We start from the raw sequence: 16,508 nt of genomic DNA, 5'->3' as shown, positions 1-16,508 counted from the left end.
GTCCAGATCCTGGAGGAAACCATGCCGTCGCAACGTATTCGTCCCGCTTCGCTCGTGGTTCGCGGCGGTCCTGTGCTCACCTTCGACCCGGCGGGCACCGTCGTGCGGGCGATGGCCGTGCGAGGAGACCGGGTCGTCGCCCTCGGTGACGTCGCGCTGGACCACATCGGCCCGGACACCGAGGTGATCGACCTCGCGGGGAGAACCGTTCTGCCCGGGATCAACGATGCGCACCTGCACGCGACCTGGCTCGGCGCGCGCTGGCCGGACACCCTGATCGGCGGCGCCGGATTCACCGGGGGAGAAGAGAAAACGGTGCGGACCGCGGCCGAACGGCGGGCCGCCATCCTGCGCGCGGGTGAGCTGTGCGCGTCGCTGGGCATCACGAGCTACACCGAACCCGGTCTGGGCCCGGGCGAGACGGGCTGTTTCGGCGCCGAAGTGCTGGAGGAGTACGCGGCGCTGGCCGAGGAGGGCCTGCTGCGCGCGAGGGTTACGGCGCTGCGCTTGTTCGGCCTGCTCGACGGCGCCAGCTCGCTGGACGACTTCGAGCGAGGGCTGGCGACCCCGTCGCCGGCCGCGGATCCGTTGTGGCTCACCGTGCCCGGGGTGAAGATCTTCGCCGACGGCATCCCGCCGATGCGCTCCGCGTGGACACATCATTGCTACGCCGACGGTTCGCACGGCGCGCTCCTCGTCGAGGGCGACGACGATCCGGGCCGCGCGGGCAATCTGGCCGCGATGATCCGGCTCGCCCATGACGCCGGGATGACGGTCGCCGTGCACGCCACGGGGGATCGCAGCATCGAAGCCTCGCTCGGATCGCTTCGCCGCGGCGATCATCTGGTGCACGGCGATCTGGTGACCCCGGATCAGCTGGTGCGGATGGCTTCGGCGGGGGTGGGCCTGACCACGCAGCCCGCGATCGCGGTGGCGATGCGGGGAATGCTGACGGACGCGCTCGGTGCCGAGGTCGGCGCCCGCGCCTGGCCGCTGGCGGAAATGCTCGCGTCGGGTGTTCCGCTGACCTTGAGCAGTGACGCGCCCGTGGTGACCCCCGACTGGCGGGTGCACATCGCGGCGGCTGCCAGGATGCTGGCCGCGTCCGAAGTGGACGCCGGGCTGATGACCCGGTTGCTGCGCTGCTACACGGTCGCGGCCGCCGAGCAGGACGGCGCAGCGGACTGGAAGGGATCGCTGACCGTCGGCCGTGTCGCGGACTTCTGCGTGCTGGCGGCGAATCCGCTCGAGATCGCGTTCGCGGACCTGCCGGACGTCGGTGTGGAACTCACCGTGTCCGGCGGCCGCGTCGTGTACTCAGGTGAGCAGTTGCCCGCCGTCGATCTGGAGGCTCACCCCGGTGAGATGGCCGGCGTCGGCGGAGGCGAGGAACAGGACTGACGGCACCACGTCGGCGACGGAAGCGATGGTTCCCAAGGGAATCCTCGCTTCCCACGCCGCGCGGGCGGCGGTGTCGGCGGCGAATCCGGCGGTCATCGGCGTGAGCACCGGTCCGGGTGCGACGGCGTTGACCCGGATGCCGTGCGGCGCCAGTTCGAGCGCGGCCGAGCGGGTGAGCGCCTCGACGGCGGCCTTGGTGGCCTCGTAGTGGCCGAGCCCCGGGGTCGGCTGCCGGGCGCCGATGGAGGTGATGTTGACGATGGTGCCGCGGGTGCCCGTCTCGACCATTTGCGCCCCGACCGCGCGGGTCATCAGGAAGGTGCCGCGGAAGTTCACCCGCATGCACAGATCGAAGACGCCGATGTCCAGTCCCACCAACGGTCCGCCGCCACCGGCGAGACCGGCGTTGTTGACCAGGACCTCGACCGGGCCGAAGCGATCGGTGACGAGCGCCAGCGCCGCGTCGACCGATCCGGGGTCGGAGATGTCGAGTTCGACGTGCTCCGCGCCGAGTTCGGCGGCGAGGTCGTGGGCCGCCCGGGTGTCGACGTCGGCGATGACCACGCGGTCGCCCGCGGACTGGAAGGCTTCGGCGACTCCGCGGCCGATGCCACTGGCACCGCCGGTCACCACTACGAGTCTCTTGTTCATTCTACGATCGTAGACTAAAACTTGTTTCCGTTGCCAGCGAAAGGAAAACTCGTGGACGAGAAGCGGAACGGACTGGGCTTCACCACTTCGGCGCTGAGCCTGGGATCCTGGAACACGTGGGACCGCATGGATTTCGACGACGCGGTGCGCCTGATCCGGCTTGCCGTCGATTCCGGGGTCACGCTGTTCGACGTGGCCCACTACGACATGGGGCCGCACGCCGAACAGTCGCGCACGGATCTCCTGTTCGGCGAGGCGGTCCGCGCCGCCGGAATCAAGCGTGACGAGTACCAGCTGTGCGGCAAACTCTGGCTCTGGGACTACCCGAACACCGGATTCGCCGAGCAGTTCGCCACTTCGTTCGACCGCGTCGGTGTCGAGCGTGCGGAAGCCGTCGTGGTCGGTGACTACTTCGAGCGGCCGGACATTCCACGCATCGTCACCGAGGTGGCCGAACAGATCCGCCTGGGCCGCTTCGACGTCTGGGGCGTGAACAACTGGCGCGCCGCGGACCTCGACCTGGCGCTGGAATTCGCCGCGGCAGAAGGGCTTCCGGCGCCTCGTTTCGCTCAGCTGAAGTACAGCATCGCGCGTCGGTCGATGGCCGAAGGTTCCTTCTACGGTAAGCATTTCGAGGCCGGCCGGTTGACCTTGCAGGCGTCGGACGTGTTCGAGGGCGGGGTGCTGCTCGGGAAGACCCCGTCACGGAAGATCGGGGCGGATCCGGGCGAGATCCGAGAGTCGATCCGCGCCGCCGCCGCGCGTGTCGCCGCCGTCGCCGGGTACTTCGGGGTGAGTTCGTCGCAGCTGGCTGTCGCGTTCTGTCTCGCGTACGAGCCGGTCGTGAACGTGTTGTTCGGGGTGAGCCGGATGGCTCAGCTGGAGGACAACCTGGGTGCTGTCGCGTTGGCCGCTTCTCGTGGTGCGGAGGTGCGGGCGGCTCTGGAGGATCTTTGGCTGGACCGCTCGGTCGCCGCGGATGGGACGTTCTGATCCCCGGTGGCGTGTCGCGAGCCGGGCGCGAACGCTATGAAAGGTCCTTTCCTTGCAAAATTTGCAAGGAAAGGACCTTTCATAGCGTTGGTCGTGTCTCGGGAAGCGTCGCGAGGGGAGATGTTGCGAAAGCCACTTTCGCAACCTTCAACGTTGCGAAAGTGGCTTTCGTAACCGACGGGGCGGCCCGCACCACGCTCCAGATGTCATGAAAGGGTCGTTCAGGACGAAAGATGTCCTGAACGACCCTTTCATGACACAAGCGCAATCCTCAGCCGAGAAAATCGAGCACGGCCGCCTTGAACTCAGCGCTCCGCAGAGCCCCACCATGATCCCCAGGCACCCGCACGAGATCCGCGCCCGGCACCAGCTCCACCAGCGTCTCGATACCCTGGCTCACCGGATCCTCCACTCCCGCCACGAACCGGGTGGGCACGGCCACCGCACCGAGAACCGGCGCGAAAGGCTCGGCGCGCAGATCCTCGATGCACCGCGCGAGCGCGGTGGGATTCCGCCCAGGCGCGGTGATCATATGCGCGATCATCCCGGTTAGCGGATCCGATGGAGCCTTACCGCCACCGGCGAAGGCCAGCGCGGCCGCCACATCGACGGCGCCGAATGGTTCGAACGGGCTCACCCCCGCTAGCACGAGCCGCCGCACCGGAGCCTGCGCGGGCAGCTCCCAGGCCAGCCGCGCGCCCAGCGAGTACCCGACGACGTCCACTTCGGACAGATCGGTGACGAGCCGCGACAGTTCCGCGGTGATCGCGACGGCACCGAGCGAACCCGCGGGGGCCGGGCTGGAGCCGTGCGCGGGAAGGTCCGGTATCACCACCTCCCGGCCCGCGGCGGTGAGCGCGGCGGGCCATCCGGTGGTGATCCAGTCGGTGTGCCCGTCGGAGGCGAATCCGTGCACCAGGAGCACCGGCGGTCCCGAGACGGTTTCGGGGGCGAATCGGCGCACGGCCAGGGAAGTAGTGGCAGACAACGGGATCCTTTCTCAGCTGCCGGAGGGGCGGCGGGTGCGCAGGCGCTGCATCTCGCTCAGCGTCCGCGCGCGGGCGTCGACGGCGATCCGCAGCGACGATCCGATGAGGTTCAGCAGGAAGACGCACACCATGATCGTCACGCCGGGCACGATCACCAGCCACGGCGCCTGCACCAGGTACGAGCGGCCTTCGGCGATCATGTTGCCCCAGGTCGGGGTCGGGGGAGCGATGCCGAGGCCGAGGAAGCTCATCGCCCCGTCGACCAGCATCGCCGCGGCGGACAGGATCACCACCTGCACCAGCGCGAGCGGCAGCACGTTCGGGAACACGTGCACGACGAGGATCTTCCACCGGCTCATCCCCGAAACCCGCGCCGCGCCGATGTAGGCACGGCCGGCGATGCCGAGCACGCGGCTGCGGATCACGCGGGCGGTGAACGGCGTGAAGATCACCGTCAGCGCGATCAGTTCGGTCCAGATGCTCGCACCGAGCGAGATCGCCAGTGCCATCGCGAGGATGATCGCCGGGAACGACATCCAGGCGTCCATCACCCGCATCAGCACCGCGTCGGCCGCCCGGAAGAACCCGCTGATCAGCCCGATCACCAGGCCGGTGAAGGCCGCGCACAGGGTGATCAGAGCGGACAGCCCGAGCGACGCCCGCCCACCGGAGACCAGGCGGGCGAGCACGTCGCGGCCGAACGAGTCCGTGCCGAGGGGATGCGCGGCCGACGGTGGCAGCAGCCGGTTCACCGGGTCGGTCGCGCTGACGCTCGGCAGGAAGAACGGCAGCACGATCACGGCCAGGACGATCACCGCCAGCAACGCGGTGGTGATCACCAGCATCCGGTTGCGCCGGAACACCTTGGCCGCGCGGCCGGACGACGGCTTCTCGCGCACCGGCGACGTCTTTTCCACTAGAGCGACGCTCACGAGACACGCACCTTCGGGTCGAGCAGCGCGTACGACAGGTCCACCAGCAGGTTGACCAGTACGAACAGCACCGCGACGAACAGCGTCACACCCTGGATCAGCGGGAAGTCGCGGGTGGACACCGCGCCCATCAGCAGATGGCCGAGCCCCGGCACGACGAAGATGGACTCGATGATCACGATGCCGCCGACCAGCATGGCGAAATTGCTGCCCAGCTGGGTGATCAGCGGCATCAGCGCGTTCGGCAGGACGTGTTTGGTCATCACCTGCCGCTCCGACAGCCCCTTGACCCGCGCGGTGCGCAGATACGCCAGCGGCAGCTCGCCGAGCAGGCTTTCCCGCAGGGTGAGCACGAACAACGCGGTCTGCCCGATGACCAGCACGGTCAGCGGCAGCACCAGTGCGGGCACCGCCGTCGCCGGATCGGTGAACAGGTTCTCGTAGCCGCTGGAGGGGAACCAGCGCAGGGTCACCGAGAAGACGAGCACGAGCATCAGCGAGATCCAGAAGTCCGGCATCGCCATGCCGAGCGCGGACAGCCGGTCCAGCGCCCGCGCCACCGGGTTGCGCGGCGACACCGCCTGCCACGAGGTGATCGCGACCGAGAGGAAGAAGCTGATCACCGTCGAGAGCACGGCCAGCGTGAGCGTCGGCAGGATGTGGTCGGCGACCACGCCGAGCACCGGGGCGTGATAGGTGATCGACGTGCCGAAGTCGCCGTGCAGCACGTTCCCGGCCCACGTGAGGTACTGCTCCCACAAGGGCCCGTTCAGTCCCATGCTCTCCCGCAGGGCGTCCACATCGGACGGTCGCGCGGTCGGGCCGAGGATGGCCTGTGCCGGATCACCGGGGATCAGCCGGATGACGAAGAACATCATCGTCCCGACGATCACCAGGATGATCACCAGATCGCGCAGCCTGCGCAGCAGCAGACCGGTCATGACGCCAGCCAGGTGTTCCAGAAGACGCGGTAGAAGTCGCCGTAGCCCTTGAGCTTGGGGGAGTAGGCCGCGTACAGCCTGGACTGGCTCAGGGTGATCACCGAAAGCTGCTTCCAGGTGAACGCCTGCAGCTTGTCCACCACCGCCTTCGCCTGCTCAGGGGTGGTCGAGGCGTTGAACTCCGCCATGAGCCCGTCCAGCTCGGGCGAGGTCGAACCGTTCAGCGTGCCCAGGGTCAGCGCCGGCATCTGCGCGGGCGAGGTCAGCGCCGAGTCGAAGAACAGCGTGGTGATGTCCCAGCCGCCCGGCTCCTTGGTCAGCGTGCCGAGCATGGTGGCGAAATCGAAGGTGTCGATCTTGGTGTTGATGCCGATCTTCGACAGGCTGTCCTGGATCAGCACGGCCCACTTGCCGAACTCCGGGTACGAGTTCGTGGTGACGATGCGGATCGTCGCGCCGGCGGTGATGCCCGCCGCGGCCAGCAGTTGCTTGGCCTTCTCCGGGTCGTGCGCCTTGTAGACCTCTTCGCCCGCGGTGGAATAGAACTGCTTGTTGTCCGGCGAGGCGAAGGCGCCGGTTTCGACGGTGAGGTCCTTGCTGCCGCCGGTGGCCGCGTTGATCGCGGGCTTGTCCAGCAGCAGGTTCAGCGCCTCGCGGGCACGGGGGTCGGCGAACTTCGAACCGGTGTTGAAGTTCGGGATCACCACGTTGTCGTTGCCGCCGGGCAGGTTGTGCACGACCACGGCCGGGTTGTTGCGCAGCGGCTCGTACTGGTCGTTCGTGGGCATGATGTGGTCCCACTGGCCGGTCTGCAGGCCGTTGATCAGCGCGTCCTGGTCGGAGACGACCTTGTAGGTCACCGTGTCCAGGTACGCGTGCTTGGCGCCCGCCTGCCCGCCCCAGTCCTCTTCGGACCGGGACTTGTAGCCGGTGTATCGCTCCAGCACCAGTTCACGGCCGATGTCCCAGCTCTTCAGCTTGTACGGGCCGGTCCCGATCGCCTTGTCCTGGGCGAACCCGGTCGGCGCGACACCGGTGAGGTTCTTCGCCTCGTAGATCTCCGTGCCCGCGCCGGCGAGTTCGTTGATCAGCGGGTACCGCGGCTGCTTGAGCTTGATGGTCACCGTCGCCGGGTCGGTCGGTGTGATCGCCTCGATGTCCGGCGTGACCAGCTGACCGGTGCGGTGCACCTGCTGCCACCGCTTCAGGCTCGCCACGACGTCCTCGGACGTCAGGGGGTTGCCGTCGTGGAAGGTGACGCCCTGGCGCAGTTTGAAGGTGTAGGTGAGCCTGTCCGGGCTGGTGGTGTAGTCCTCGACCAGCATGGGCCGCGAGGTGAAGTTCCGGTCCACCTCGAACAGCTTCTCGTACATCATGTTGCCGATATGCGCGGTCACCTGGCCGGGGTTCGCGACCATGTCGAGCGACTGCGGATCGGTGGGCACGGCCACGTTGAGGTTGCCGCCGGGCTTCGGGGGTCCGTCGGCGGCGCCACCGCCCGCCTGCCCTCCCATGCACGAGCCGATCAGCAGGACGGTCGCCAGGCCGAGGGCGGCCGAGGTCAGGGTTCGTCTCATGGGTTCCGCACTCCAGTGTGGGGGTGGGCGGGCAGTTCGGGATTCGCCGCGAGGAGACGGCGGGTGTACTCGTGCCGGGCGTGGAGCCGGATCTCGTCCGGTTCGCCGATTTCGATCAGTTCGCCCCGGTACATCACGCCGACCCGGTCGGCGACCGACAGCACCAGGCTGAGGTTGTGCGTGATGAACAGGAAGCTGAGCGCGCGGGTGCGCCGCAGGTCCAGCAACAGGTTCATCACCTGGCCCTGCACCGAGACGTCGAGCGCGGAGGTGGGCTCGTCGGCGACGATGAGGTCGGGTTCGGCCGCGATCGCGCGGGCGATCGAGACGCGCTGCCGTTGTCCGCCGGAGAGCTGTGATGGCAGCTTCTTCGCGGTGTCGGAGGGAAGCCCGACCTCGTCGATCAGTTCGGTGACGCGGCGGTCGAGTTCCGCGCCGCGGAGGCCGGTGAGCTCCCGCAGCGGCTCGGCGATGATCCTGGCGGCGGTGTGCCGGGGATCGAGCGAGCTCTGCGGATCCTGGAAGATGAGCTGCGCGCGACGGCGGAACGCGCGCTCGTCGCCGTCGAGCCCGGACGGCGTGCACCGGTGCTCACCGAAGGCGATGGTGCCCTCGGTCGGGGCTTCCAGCGCGCTCACCAGACGGCCGAGCGTGGTCTTGCCCGAACCGGATTCCCCGACCAGGCCGAAGAACTCGCCCGGCGCGATCTCCAGCGAGACGTCCTTGACCGCGTGCACCTCTGGCTCGCGGCTCAGCGAGAACCGGCCGCGCCGTCCGTACACTTTGGACACCGATTCGATGACGAGCGCGGTGCCCTCGTCCGTCTCCCTGGCCTGCGGGCGGCTCAAGGACCTGGTCTCGGTCGCGACCGCCGACTCGCCGTTCATCGCGGCTTCGAGCAGTGCCTCGGAGATGGTGGGGAAGCCGTCGCGTCTGCTCACCCCGAGCTGCGGGACGCAGTCGAGCAACGCCTTGGTGTAGGGATGCTTCGGCGAGTGCAGAATGTCCTCTGTGGACCCGAGCTCGACCAGTTCGCCCCGGTACATCACCGCGATCCGGTCCGCGACCTGCGCGGCCACGCCCATGTCGTGCGTGATGAAGACGCACGCAGTGCCGTGGTCGCGGCGCACGCGGTCGAACAGGGTGAGGATCTCCGCCTGCGTGGTCACGTCCAGCGCCGTGGTCGGCTCGTCGGCGATCAGCAGGCTCGGGTCGGCCATCAGGGCCAGCGCGATCATCACGCGCTGCTGCATCCCGCCGGACATCTGGTGCGGGTACAGGGAAAGCACGCGGTCGGTGTCGGTGAGGCCGACCTCCTTCAAGAGGCCTCGGGCCTTCGCCTCGGCCTCGCGGTGCAACGGCGTTCCCTTGCGCGCGGCCTGACGTGGCAGCGAACCGGGCTTCCGGTAGGCCTCGATCAGCTGTTTGCCGACCCGTTGACTGGGGTTGAGTGAATCCAGCGCCTCCTGGAAGATCATGCCGATCCGCGGGCCGCGGTACGCGCGCATCTCGTCGGCGGACAGCCGCGTGAGATCGACGCCGTCGACGCTGATCTCGCCGCGGGTGAACACCGGCGCGACGAACTCCAGCAACCGGATGATCGACAAGGCCGTCACCGTTTTACCGCTGCCGGATTCGCCGACCACGCAGAGTGTCCGGCCTTGGTCGAGGTCGAACGAAAGTTCGCGGACCAGTTCGCGTTCGGTTTCGTCGGCGATCACACCGACGGTGAGTTCTCGTAATTCGAGCAGGGTCATGAATCCCCTTTCCCGAGCCCGCCCGGAGCGGACCGCACTGCCGGGGAACGGACCTCCGGCGGGGGTAGTTCTACGCATGTTGACACTGGGGGAGTGCGCTGTCAATGGGTATATTCTACGAATGTAGGAAGTTGATATCCGGCAGGTTTTTCCTGGTGGTGGGCGAAAACTTGCACTGGATTCTTTTGTCTACGTCTGTAGACTCTCGGCGGAAACGAGCTAAGGAGGGCACCCGTGAGCGGGTCGACCAAGACTGCCGGTCCCGAGCGGATCGTGGACATCGCCGTGGGCTACATGGCGGCCAAGCAACTCTTCGCGGCGAGCCGGATCGGCCTGTTCACCGCGCTCGCCGGCGGGCCCTTGACCGCCGCGGAACTGGCGGAGAAGACCGGCAAACCGGAGAAGATCACCCGCATCCTCGGTGACGCCATGTCATCACTCGGTCTGCTGTCCCGTGTGGACGGACGCTACGCGCCGGCCGCCGACGCCGCGGAGTACCTCGGTGGCGGGGACCTCGATCTGGCGCCGTTCCTCACGTTCCTGGACTCGATCAGCTACCCGCATTGGCTGCAGTTCGGCCACACGGCCGACAGCGGCGAGCCGGGCAAGCTGGAGATGGACGACGCGCGCTGGGGCACGTTCATGGCCGGGGTCATGACGTACAACGCCCTGCACGCCAAGATGCTGGCCGGCGCGTACGATTTCGGCTCCCATCGAAAGGCGCTGGACCTCGGTGGTCTGTCGAGCGCGTTCGCCGTCGAAGCCATGAAGACCAACGGCGAGCTGCACACGACGTTCGTCTTCGATCCGGGCTTCACCGAGTCGGTCGCCACCGCGGCGGCCGAGGCGGGTCTCGCGGATCGCGCGACCGTCATCGGGGCGGAGACGCCCACCGCGCGTCCCGAGGGCGAGTTCGACCTGGTGATGGTCAACCACGTCGTCCACCGTTTCGACGCCGGGCAGAACGCCGGGATCCTGCGCAACGCCCGTGCCGCCGCCGCGCCGGGGGCGACGTTGCTGCTGCTCGACTTCTTCCTCGACGACGACGCCGTCCAGCGGCCGATCGACGCGCTGCACGCGGGGGAGTACCTGGTGATCGACGGGACGGTCGTCTACCCGGAGGCCGAAGTCCGTGGCTGGCTGGACGAGGCCGGCTGGCGGGTCACCGACCGGCTCGCGCTGCCGGGCAGCCCGCGGGTGCTCGTCGCGGAAGCGGTGTGACCGTGACCCTCGATCCCGCGGTCAAGGAACTGCTGGCCCGTAGCGCTCCCTCGGAGGCTCCGGCTGGGCCGCTCACGGCTCCCGAGTTGCGCGCCGCGTTCGCCGCTTCGTGGCGACGTCCCGATTCGGTCGAAGAAGTCGCTTCGGTGAGCGACCACGTCCTGCCTTCCGGTGTGCGGGTGCGGATCTATCTGCCGGAGGCCACGGCGCCGGTGCCCGCGTTCGTCTGGATCCACGGCGGCGGGTGGACGATCGGGTCGATCGACGAGAACGAGGTCGCGTCGCGGGCGGTGTGCAACGCGGCCGGGGTCGCCGTCGTCGCGGTCGACTACCGGCTCGCGCCCGAGCATCCGTACCCGGCGGCCCCGGACGACTGCTACGCCGTCGTCGAGTGGCTCGCCGCGGGCGGTGCCGGTCCTTCGGTGGACGGGGCGCGGATCGCCATCGGCGGCGAAAGCGCGGGCGGCAACCTGTCGACGGTGGTGTCGATGATGTCCCGCGACCGGGGCGGGCCGGCGTTGGCCGCGCAGGTGCTGATCTGCCCGGTCTTCGGGCATCCGGACGACGGGTTCCGGTCCTATGTGGACTTCGCCGAGGGTTTCGGCATGACCGCGGGGGCGATGCGGTTCTTCTTCGAGCAGTACGTGTCGGATCCGGCGCAGCTGAACGATCCGTACCTGCTGCCGTTGCGCGCTGAAGACCTGACCCGGCTCCCGCCGGCGCTGGTGCTCACGGCGGAGTACGACGTCCTGCGGGACGAAGGGGAGGAGTTCGCGCGGCGCCTGACCGATGCGGGGACCCAGGTGGAGATGACGCGGTATTCGGGCCAGATCCACGGCTTCTACGGTCTCTACACGGATCTTCCCGCGTCGCCGCGCTCGCACCGGCACGTGGCGAGCTTCCTGACCCGGACCTTCGACCCCCGCGTTTAGTCCTCTGAATGCGCCTGTTCGCCCTACGTACTACCGCATTCAGAGGACTAAATGCGGTAGTGCGTAGGGTCAGGGGCGGGTCAGGCGCGCGAAGAACGACTCCAGGTGCTGCCGCTGCAGAGCGATCGTCGAGAACTCCCCGGCGACCAGGCTCATCACGTTCGCCCCGGCGTTGATCAGCACGACCTCGTCGACGAGCTGCTCGTCGGGCGTCTCGGTGACGATGTCGCCGTCCTCCCGGCCCTCGGTGAGATACCGGTGCAGCAGGCCCCGCCACGAGCGGATGTGCTCGAGGTACTTGTCCTGCAGTTTCGGGTTGGTCAGCGACAGCTGCCAGAAGGTGAGCAGGACGCGCCCCGCGGCGATGCGGTCCTCGTCGATGGGCATCGACGAGACGCACAGCTCGCGGAGCGCGGTCAGCCCGCGCAGCTCGTCCAGCTCCACGTACTCGCGCATCATGCCGAGAGCGCGTTCGTACGTGGCCTGGATGATGTCTTCCTTGCTCGGGAAGTACAGCTTGAGCGCGCCGTTGGCGAAGCCGGCGGCCGCCGCGATCTCGCGCATGGTGGCGGCCTCGATCCCGCCCTGGGTGATCAAATCCCAGGTGACGTCGACGATATGGCTGCGCCGCTCGTCGTGGTCGATGATCTTCGGCATCGGCAGACCTCCCGCACTGGTTCTTCTACCAGTGTAGGAGATCAGGCCTCGTGATACACGCGGTGCCCGGCGAACCACGTTTGCGTCACCTTTGTCTTGACGAGCGCCGACGGATCGGTCTTGAACGGATCGCGGTCCAGTACGACGAAATCCGCCGACTTCCCGGGGGCCAGCGAGCCGGTGACGTCGCCCAGCCCCATCGCCCGGGCGGCGGCCAGGGTGAAGACCTCGATCGCCTCGGTGAGGGTGATCGCCTGCTCGGGCCACAGCGCGCCGGGGAACACGCCGGTCGGATCCTGGCGCGTGACCAGGCCGTGGATGCCTTCCCACGCGTTCGGCGACTCGCTGACCGGCCAGTCCGAACCGCCCGCCACCAGCGCGCCCTCGTCCAGCAAGGACCGGTTCGGCTGCATCCGCCCGGCACGCTCGCCGGGCAACACCTCGGCGATCGCCGCCGGGATGACGCCGGGGACCCACAGGAACGGCGAGATGTCCGCGGCGACGCCCAGCGCGGCGAAGCGCGGGAGATCGTCGGGGTGGACGAACTGGCCGTGCGCGACCTGGAACCGCGCGTCGGTGAAACCCTCGGCACGCACCTTCTCGACGGCGTCGAGCGTCGCGCGCACCGACGCGTCCCCGGTGCAGTGCACCTTCGCCGACAGCCCCGCCGCGGCCGCCGTACGCAGCCAGCCCACGAGTTCGTCACCCGGCATGGTGGTGGCGCCGTGGTGGCAGGCTCCGTGCGCGGCGTCCGGCAGGTACGGCTCCAGGAAGGCCGCGGTCCGCGTCGGCGGGACCCCGTCGAGGAAGATCTTCACGAAGTCCGGCCGGTGGTGCTCGCTCCGGTACTGCCCGGCGACCTCCAGCAGCGGTGCCCCGATCGGGTCGAAACCGAAGATCGGGTCGTTGATCAGCAGTGACGAGACGACCCACGCGTGCAGTTCGCCCGCGTCGTCGAGCGACTTCAGCGCCCGCAGGATGTCCGCGGAGACGCCGGCATCCTGGAACGCGGTGACCCCGTACGAATGCAGGGTGCCGATCCCGTGCCGCGAGGCCGCCACATGCTGCTCGGCGGTGAGCGTCCGAGTCTCGCTGAGCGCTCGCTCGACGGCGACACCCGCCGCTTCGAGCAGGACACCGACGGGTTCACCCGTCGCGGGATCACGGACGATCTCCCCACCCGCCGGGTCGGGTGTCGACGCGGTGACCCCTGCGAGTTCCAAGGCCCGGCTGCTCACCCAGCGGTTGTGCCTGCTGTCGTCCGAAAGCATGACCGGACGCCCGCCGGCGGCCTCGTCGAGCGCGTGGCGGGCCGAAGTCCGCGACAGCGTGCCGACCAGGGTGGACGCCCAGGCGCCGCCGACCACCCACTCGTCCGGTCCGAGCCCGGCGGCCCGCGACCGGACGGCGGCGAGGATGTCGTCCAGGCCCGCGTCGAGGCCGAAGTTCAGCTCGAACAGCGCCGCGCGCCCGGCCAGGGCGTGATGGTTGTGCACGTCGACCAGGCCGGGCATCACGAACGCGCCGCCGAGGTCGACGACCTCGGTGCTCGGCCCGCGTTCGATGTCCTCCAGCGACAGCACCTTGCCGTCCTTGATCGCCAGTGACGACGCCCAGGGGCGATGACCGTCCACTGTGTACACCGTGGCGTTGGTGAGGACGATGTCGGCGGTCAAGGCTCAGCTCCCGGCCGGGTCGTACGCCTCGGGGTGCACGGTCGTGCTGAGCAGCTTGCCGTGCGCGCCGAAGGTGAAGTGGGTGGGAGTGCTCCCGCTGGCGTCCAGTCCGAAAAGGACACCGTGCGAGCGCAGCCGCTTCGCGTCCCGGTGGTCGGCGACGGTCACCGACGCGCACGGGATCACCTTCTCCCGCCAGGCGAACACGTAGATGCCCGGCCGCAGTTCGTAGACCGAGTTCTCGTCGGTGTCCGCGAGCCCGCGCTCCGGCCCGGCCAGACACTGCCACGTGTACCAGTGCGGGCTGAGGTACACGTGCTCGTAGGCGTGCTCTGTGCTGTACACCCACAGCACCCGGCGTCCGACCAGCGACGTGGTCGGGGCGAGCGGCTCCCCGGCGGGCTCGATGCCACCGATCGTGGCCGCCACGAAGGACTGCGTGACGCGCGGCGAGGTGTCGCCGATCTTGCTCAGTACCAGCAGCGCCCGGCCGCGGCGCAGGTCGAGCAGCAGGGTGAACGCCTCCTCCTGCCGTGCCTGCGGGTGGAACTGGACGTAGTACAGGTCGTCGTCGACCAGGAACGTCTCGCAGCGGTCGGTGCCCTTGCCGTGGTAGGCCCAGTCGATCCGGGTGCCGGAGAAGGCGGCGGTGAACGTGGTGCCGTCTTCGCAGGCGAGTTCGAACGAGCGGCCGTGCAGGTCGCCGACCGTGGGCGCCTTGTTCGCGTCGAAGCCGGGGGCGAGTCCGTCCAGCGGCAGCCAGGTGGACGTGTCGGACAGGGTCAGTTCGGGCATCGAAGAAGTCCTAGTGCTCGTGGGCGGAACAGTGATCGTCGGAAGCGCCGGAAGGCAGGTCGAGGGCCGGGTTTCGGTCCAGGAAGCCGTAGGGGCGCAAGGAGAAACCGGAGTAGTCGACCGGCATGACCGGCCAGTCCTCCGGACGTGGGATGTGGGTCGGGCCGAACACGTGCCACAGCACGAGATCGGTGTCGGTGAGGTCGCGGTCGGCGGCGGTCCAGGCGGGCAGCCCCGCGCCACCCGGATGTGCGTTCGGGCGGTCGCCCGCGGGGAAACGTTCGTCGGCGCGGTACGGCGTCGCCCACAGGTGACGGGTGGCGAACGTCGCCCGCTGGTGGACGGTCGACTCCGGCTGCGCCATCAAGGTCGCGGACGGCCGCGGCACGAGCTGGTACGCCGTGGGGGAGCCGAGGCGGTTGGTCCGCTCCGAGCTGCGGATCTCCCACACGCGCGCCTTGGCCGGATCCGCGAACCGCTGCGCCTCCTGTTCGGTCCGCAGCGGGGTTTCCTTCCAGGTGAACGCGTTCCCGTACGGGTTCTGTTCGCCCATGGGGACGCGTTCGACGTCGACCTCGACGAGCGAATTGCGTTCGCCGTCGATCGCCACGTCGAGCCGTGCGCAGAACAGGTGCTGGTGCACCGGCGCGAACAGGCCGGGCGCGATTTCGTTGGCGTGCGGGTGATCCGTGCCCGGATGCGCGGCGCCGGCGAACACGATGCCGGTGGCCTTCGCCTCCAGTTCCACGGTGCCGTCGAGGTAGAGGTACCAGAAGAAGCCGTAGTCGTAGTTGCCGATGGTGGAGATCGACGAGATCACCAGCCGCCGCGAGCGGCGGACCTCGGCGCGGCCGTCGAGATCCGTGTGTTTCCACAGGATCCCGTAGTCCTCCTCGTGCATGCAGATCGCGCGCGGGATCTCGACCGGGTGGCCGTGGTCGTCGGCGACGAACGCGGGGAAGTAGTGGATGACGCCGAGGCAGTCGCAGCCCAGCCGCAGGTCGTTGCCGTTCTTGCCGAGCAGGTACTCGCCGGCGTCGAAGTAGCTGATCCAGAACCGGCCGGGCGCGGTGTCGCCGTAGGGCACCACCATCTCCGGTACCGACGCGCGGTGCAGCACCGACCGGCCCTGGAAGCCGATTTCGTGCAGTGTCAAGCCTTCGCGGGCGTTGAAGCCGACGCGGAGTTTCCAGCCCTCCCAGGTGACCTCGTTGCCGTCGACGGTGAAGCTCGGACCCTCCGGCTGGGTGATCTCGATCGGCTTGAGCGTGGTCCTGGCCGGGACGTCGCCATAGCGGCCGTGCTCCGGCGGTACGGGCACGTCGCCCTCGTCCTCGACGCGGATGACGCGCTGCTCGGTCAGGTTGATGTGGACGATCAGACCTTCCACCGGATGCGCCCACGGGCTGTCGGACGCGTCGTCACGCAGGAAGGTCAGCGAGCGGATGACCCGGCCGGTCTCGTCCGGCCTGCCGAAGAACCCGGGCGCCAGTGGGGCGCAGAAGGCGTGTTCGATCCGGTCGGCGAGCCCGCGCCGTTCCATGGCGGCCTGCCATTCCGGCGACGCCTTGGTGATCGACGCGGCGAGGTCGTACTCCTCGAACAGGTACGCCGGCTGGCCGGGACCGCAGTCCTCGGTGGAGACCACTTCGCGTTTCGCCAGCGAGACGACCACGTCGCGGGCCTCGCCGGTCGCGGTGTCCAGCAGCGTGTACCGGACGCGGCGATCGGGGGCGGCGTCGCCCTTCTCCGGCTCCACCGGCAGCACGGCCGGGAACCGGGTGGTGGCGGTGAGCAGGCCTTCGGCGGTCAGGATCGCTCGGCCTGCGGTGAGTTCGTCGGCGGTCAGCGGGTCGAGTGGATGCGGCCTGGTCATGTTTCGCAGTCTTGCCGGTCCGGCTCCGGCTGAAAAGGCCGTCATGCGGCTGCCGACAAGAAGGATGCACTGACGGCCAAGCTCCGTGAAAGGTCCGGACCGGAGGATGA

At 68.8% G+C, this 16,508-nt stretch carries 14 protein-coding genes; 4 read left to right on the top strand and 10 right to left on the bottom strand.

Annotation, left to right across the window (positions count from 1 at the left end):
• Positions 1-21: 21 nt before the first annotated feature.
• On the top strand, positions 22-1,401 hold the full coding sequence (locus DMC64_RS35125; protein WP_199755192.1) for an amidohydrolase: 1,380 nt from the start codon (positions 22-24) through the stop codon (positions 1,399-1,401).
• Here DMC64_RS35125 and DMC64_RS35120 read toward each other — a convergent pair.
• Positions 1,318-2,034 carry an SDR family NAD(P)-dependent oxidoreductase gene (locus DMC64_RS35120; RefSeq protein WP_125737170.1) on the bottom strand — a complete coding sequence of 239 codons (717 nt, stop codon included), beginning with the start codon at positions 2,032-2,034 and terminating at the stop codon, positions 1,318-1,320. The two genes, DMC64_RS35125 and DMC64_RS35120, sit on opposite strands and share 84 nt — an antisense overlap.
• Positions 2,035-2,103: 69 nt before the next feature.
• On the opposite strand from DMC64_RS35120, the gene DMC64_RS35115 reads away from it, so the two are divergent.
• A complete protein-coding gene (locus DMC64_RS35115; protein WP_125736993.1) occupies positions 2,104-3,045 on the top strand; it encodes an aldo/keto reductase in 942 nt (313 codons plus the stop codon).
• A gap of 271 nt (positions 3,046-3,316) precedes the next feature.
• On the opposite strand, the gene DMC64_RS35110 is transcribed toward DMC64_RS35115, so the two are convergent.
• From DMC64_RS35110 to DMC64_RS35090, 5 genes are all read right to left on the bottom strand, one after another.
• On the bottom strand, positions 3,317-3,970 hold the full coding sequence (locus DMC64_RS35110) for an alpha/beta fold hydrolase (protein WP_125737169.1): 654 nt from the start codon (positions 3,968-3,970) through the stop codon (positions 3,317-3,319).
• 75 nt (positions 3,971-4,045) lie between these two features.
• Positions 4,046-4,966, bottom strand: a complete 921-nt coding sequence (locus DMC64_RS35105) for an ABC transporter permease (protein ID WP_125736992.1) — start codon at positions 4,964-4,966, stop codon at positions 4,046-4,048.
• On the bottom strand, positions 4,963-5,907 hold the full coding sequence (locus DMC64_RS35100) for an ABC transporter permease (RefSeq protein ID WP_007029119.1): 945 nt from the start codon (positions 5,905-5,907) through the stop codon (positions 4,963-4,965). Before DMC64_RS35100 ends, DMC64_RS35105 begins: the two co-directional genes overlap by 4 nt.
• On the bottom strand, positions 5,904-7,484 hold the full coding sequence (locus DMC64_RS35095) for an ABC transporter substrate-binding protein (RefSeq protein WP_125736991.1): 1,581 nt from the start codon (positions 7,482-7,484) through the stop codon (positions 5,904-5,906). Before DMC64_RS35095 ends, DMC64_RS35100 begins: the two co-directional genes overlap by 4 nt.
• A complete protein-coding gene (locus DMC64_RS35090) occupies positions 7,481-9,241 on the bottom strand; it encodes an ABC transporter ATP-binding protein (protein ID WP_125736990.1) in 1,761 nt (586 codons plus the stop codon). Before DMC64_RS35090 ends, DMC64_RS35095 begins: the two co-directional genes overlap by 4 nt.
• Positions 9,242-9,475: 234 nt before the next feature.
• Between DMC64_RS35090 and DMC64_RS35085 the strand changes: the two genes are divergently transcribed.
• Together DMC64_RS35085 and DMC64_RS35080 are read left to right on the top strand one after the other, a co-directional pair.
• Positions 9,476-10,462: a methyltransferase dimerization domain-containing protein gene (locus DMC64_RS35085; RefSeq protein WP_125736989.1), complete on the top strand. Its 987-nt coding sequence runs from the start codon at positions 9,476-9,478 to the stop codon at positions 10,460-10,462.
• A complete protein-coding gene (locus DMC64_RS35080) occupies positions 10,459-11,394 on the top strand; it encodes an alpha/beta hydrolase (RefSeq protein ID WP_125736988.1) in 936 nt (311 codons plus the stop codon). Before DMC64_RS35085 ends, DMC64_RS35080 begins: the two co-directional genes overlap by 4 nt.
• A 69-nt stretch (positions 11,395-11,463) precedes the next feature.
• On the opposite strand, the gene DMC64_RS35075 is transcribed toward DMC64_RS35080, so the two are convergent.
• The 4 genes from DMC64_RS35075 to DMC64_RS35060 are packed head-to-tail and all read right to left on the bottom strand — an operon-like array spanning position 11,464 to position 16,398.
• Positions 11,464-12,051 carry a TetR/AcrR family transcriptional regulator gene (locus tag DMC64_RS35075; protein ID WP_016333932.1) on the bottom strand — a complete coding sequence of 196 codons (588 nt, stop codon included), beginning with the start codon at positions 12,049-12,051 and terminating at the stop codon, positions 11,464-11,466.
• Positions 12,052-12,092: 41 nt separating this feature from the next.
• Positions 12,093-13,727 (bottom strand): amidohydrolase, encoded by a 1,635-nt coding sequence (locus tag DMC64_RS35070; protein ID WP_125736987.1) that lies wholly within the window; start codon positions 13,725-13,727, stop codon positions 12,093-12,095.
• Positions 13,728-13,730: 3 nt separating this feature from the next.
• The gene (locus DMC64_RS35065) at positions 13,731-14,522 is read right to left on the bottom strand and encodes a molybdenum cofactor biosynthesis F family protein (protein WP_037336994.1); all 792 of its coding nucleotides are present in this window, start codon (positions 14,520-14,522) and stop codon (positions 13,731-13,733) included.
• 10 nt (positions 14,523-14,532) lie between these two features.
• Positions 14,533-16,398, bottom strand: coding sequence for a primary-amine oxidase (locus tag DMC64_RS35060; protein ID WP_125736986.1), 1,866 nt, complete (start codon positions 16,396-16,398; stop codon positions 14,533-14,535).
• Between the last annotated feature and the right edge of the window lie 110 nt (positions 16,399-16,508).

Origin of the sequence: Amycolatopsis sp. WAC 04197 (assembly GCF_003947475.1) — a bacterium.
Lineage (GTDB): Bacteria > Actinomycetota > Actinomycetes > Mycobacteriales > Pseudonocardiaceae > Amycolatopsis > Amycolatopsis japonica.
This window is presented reverse-complemented; position numbering and strand designations above follow the sequence as displayed.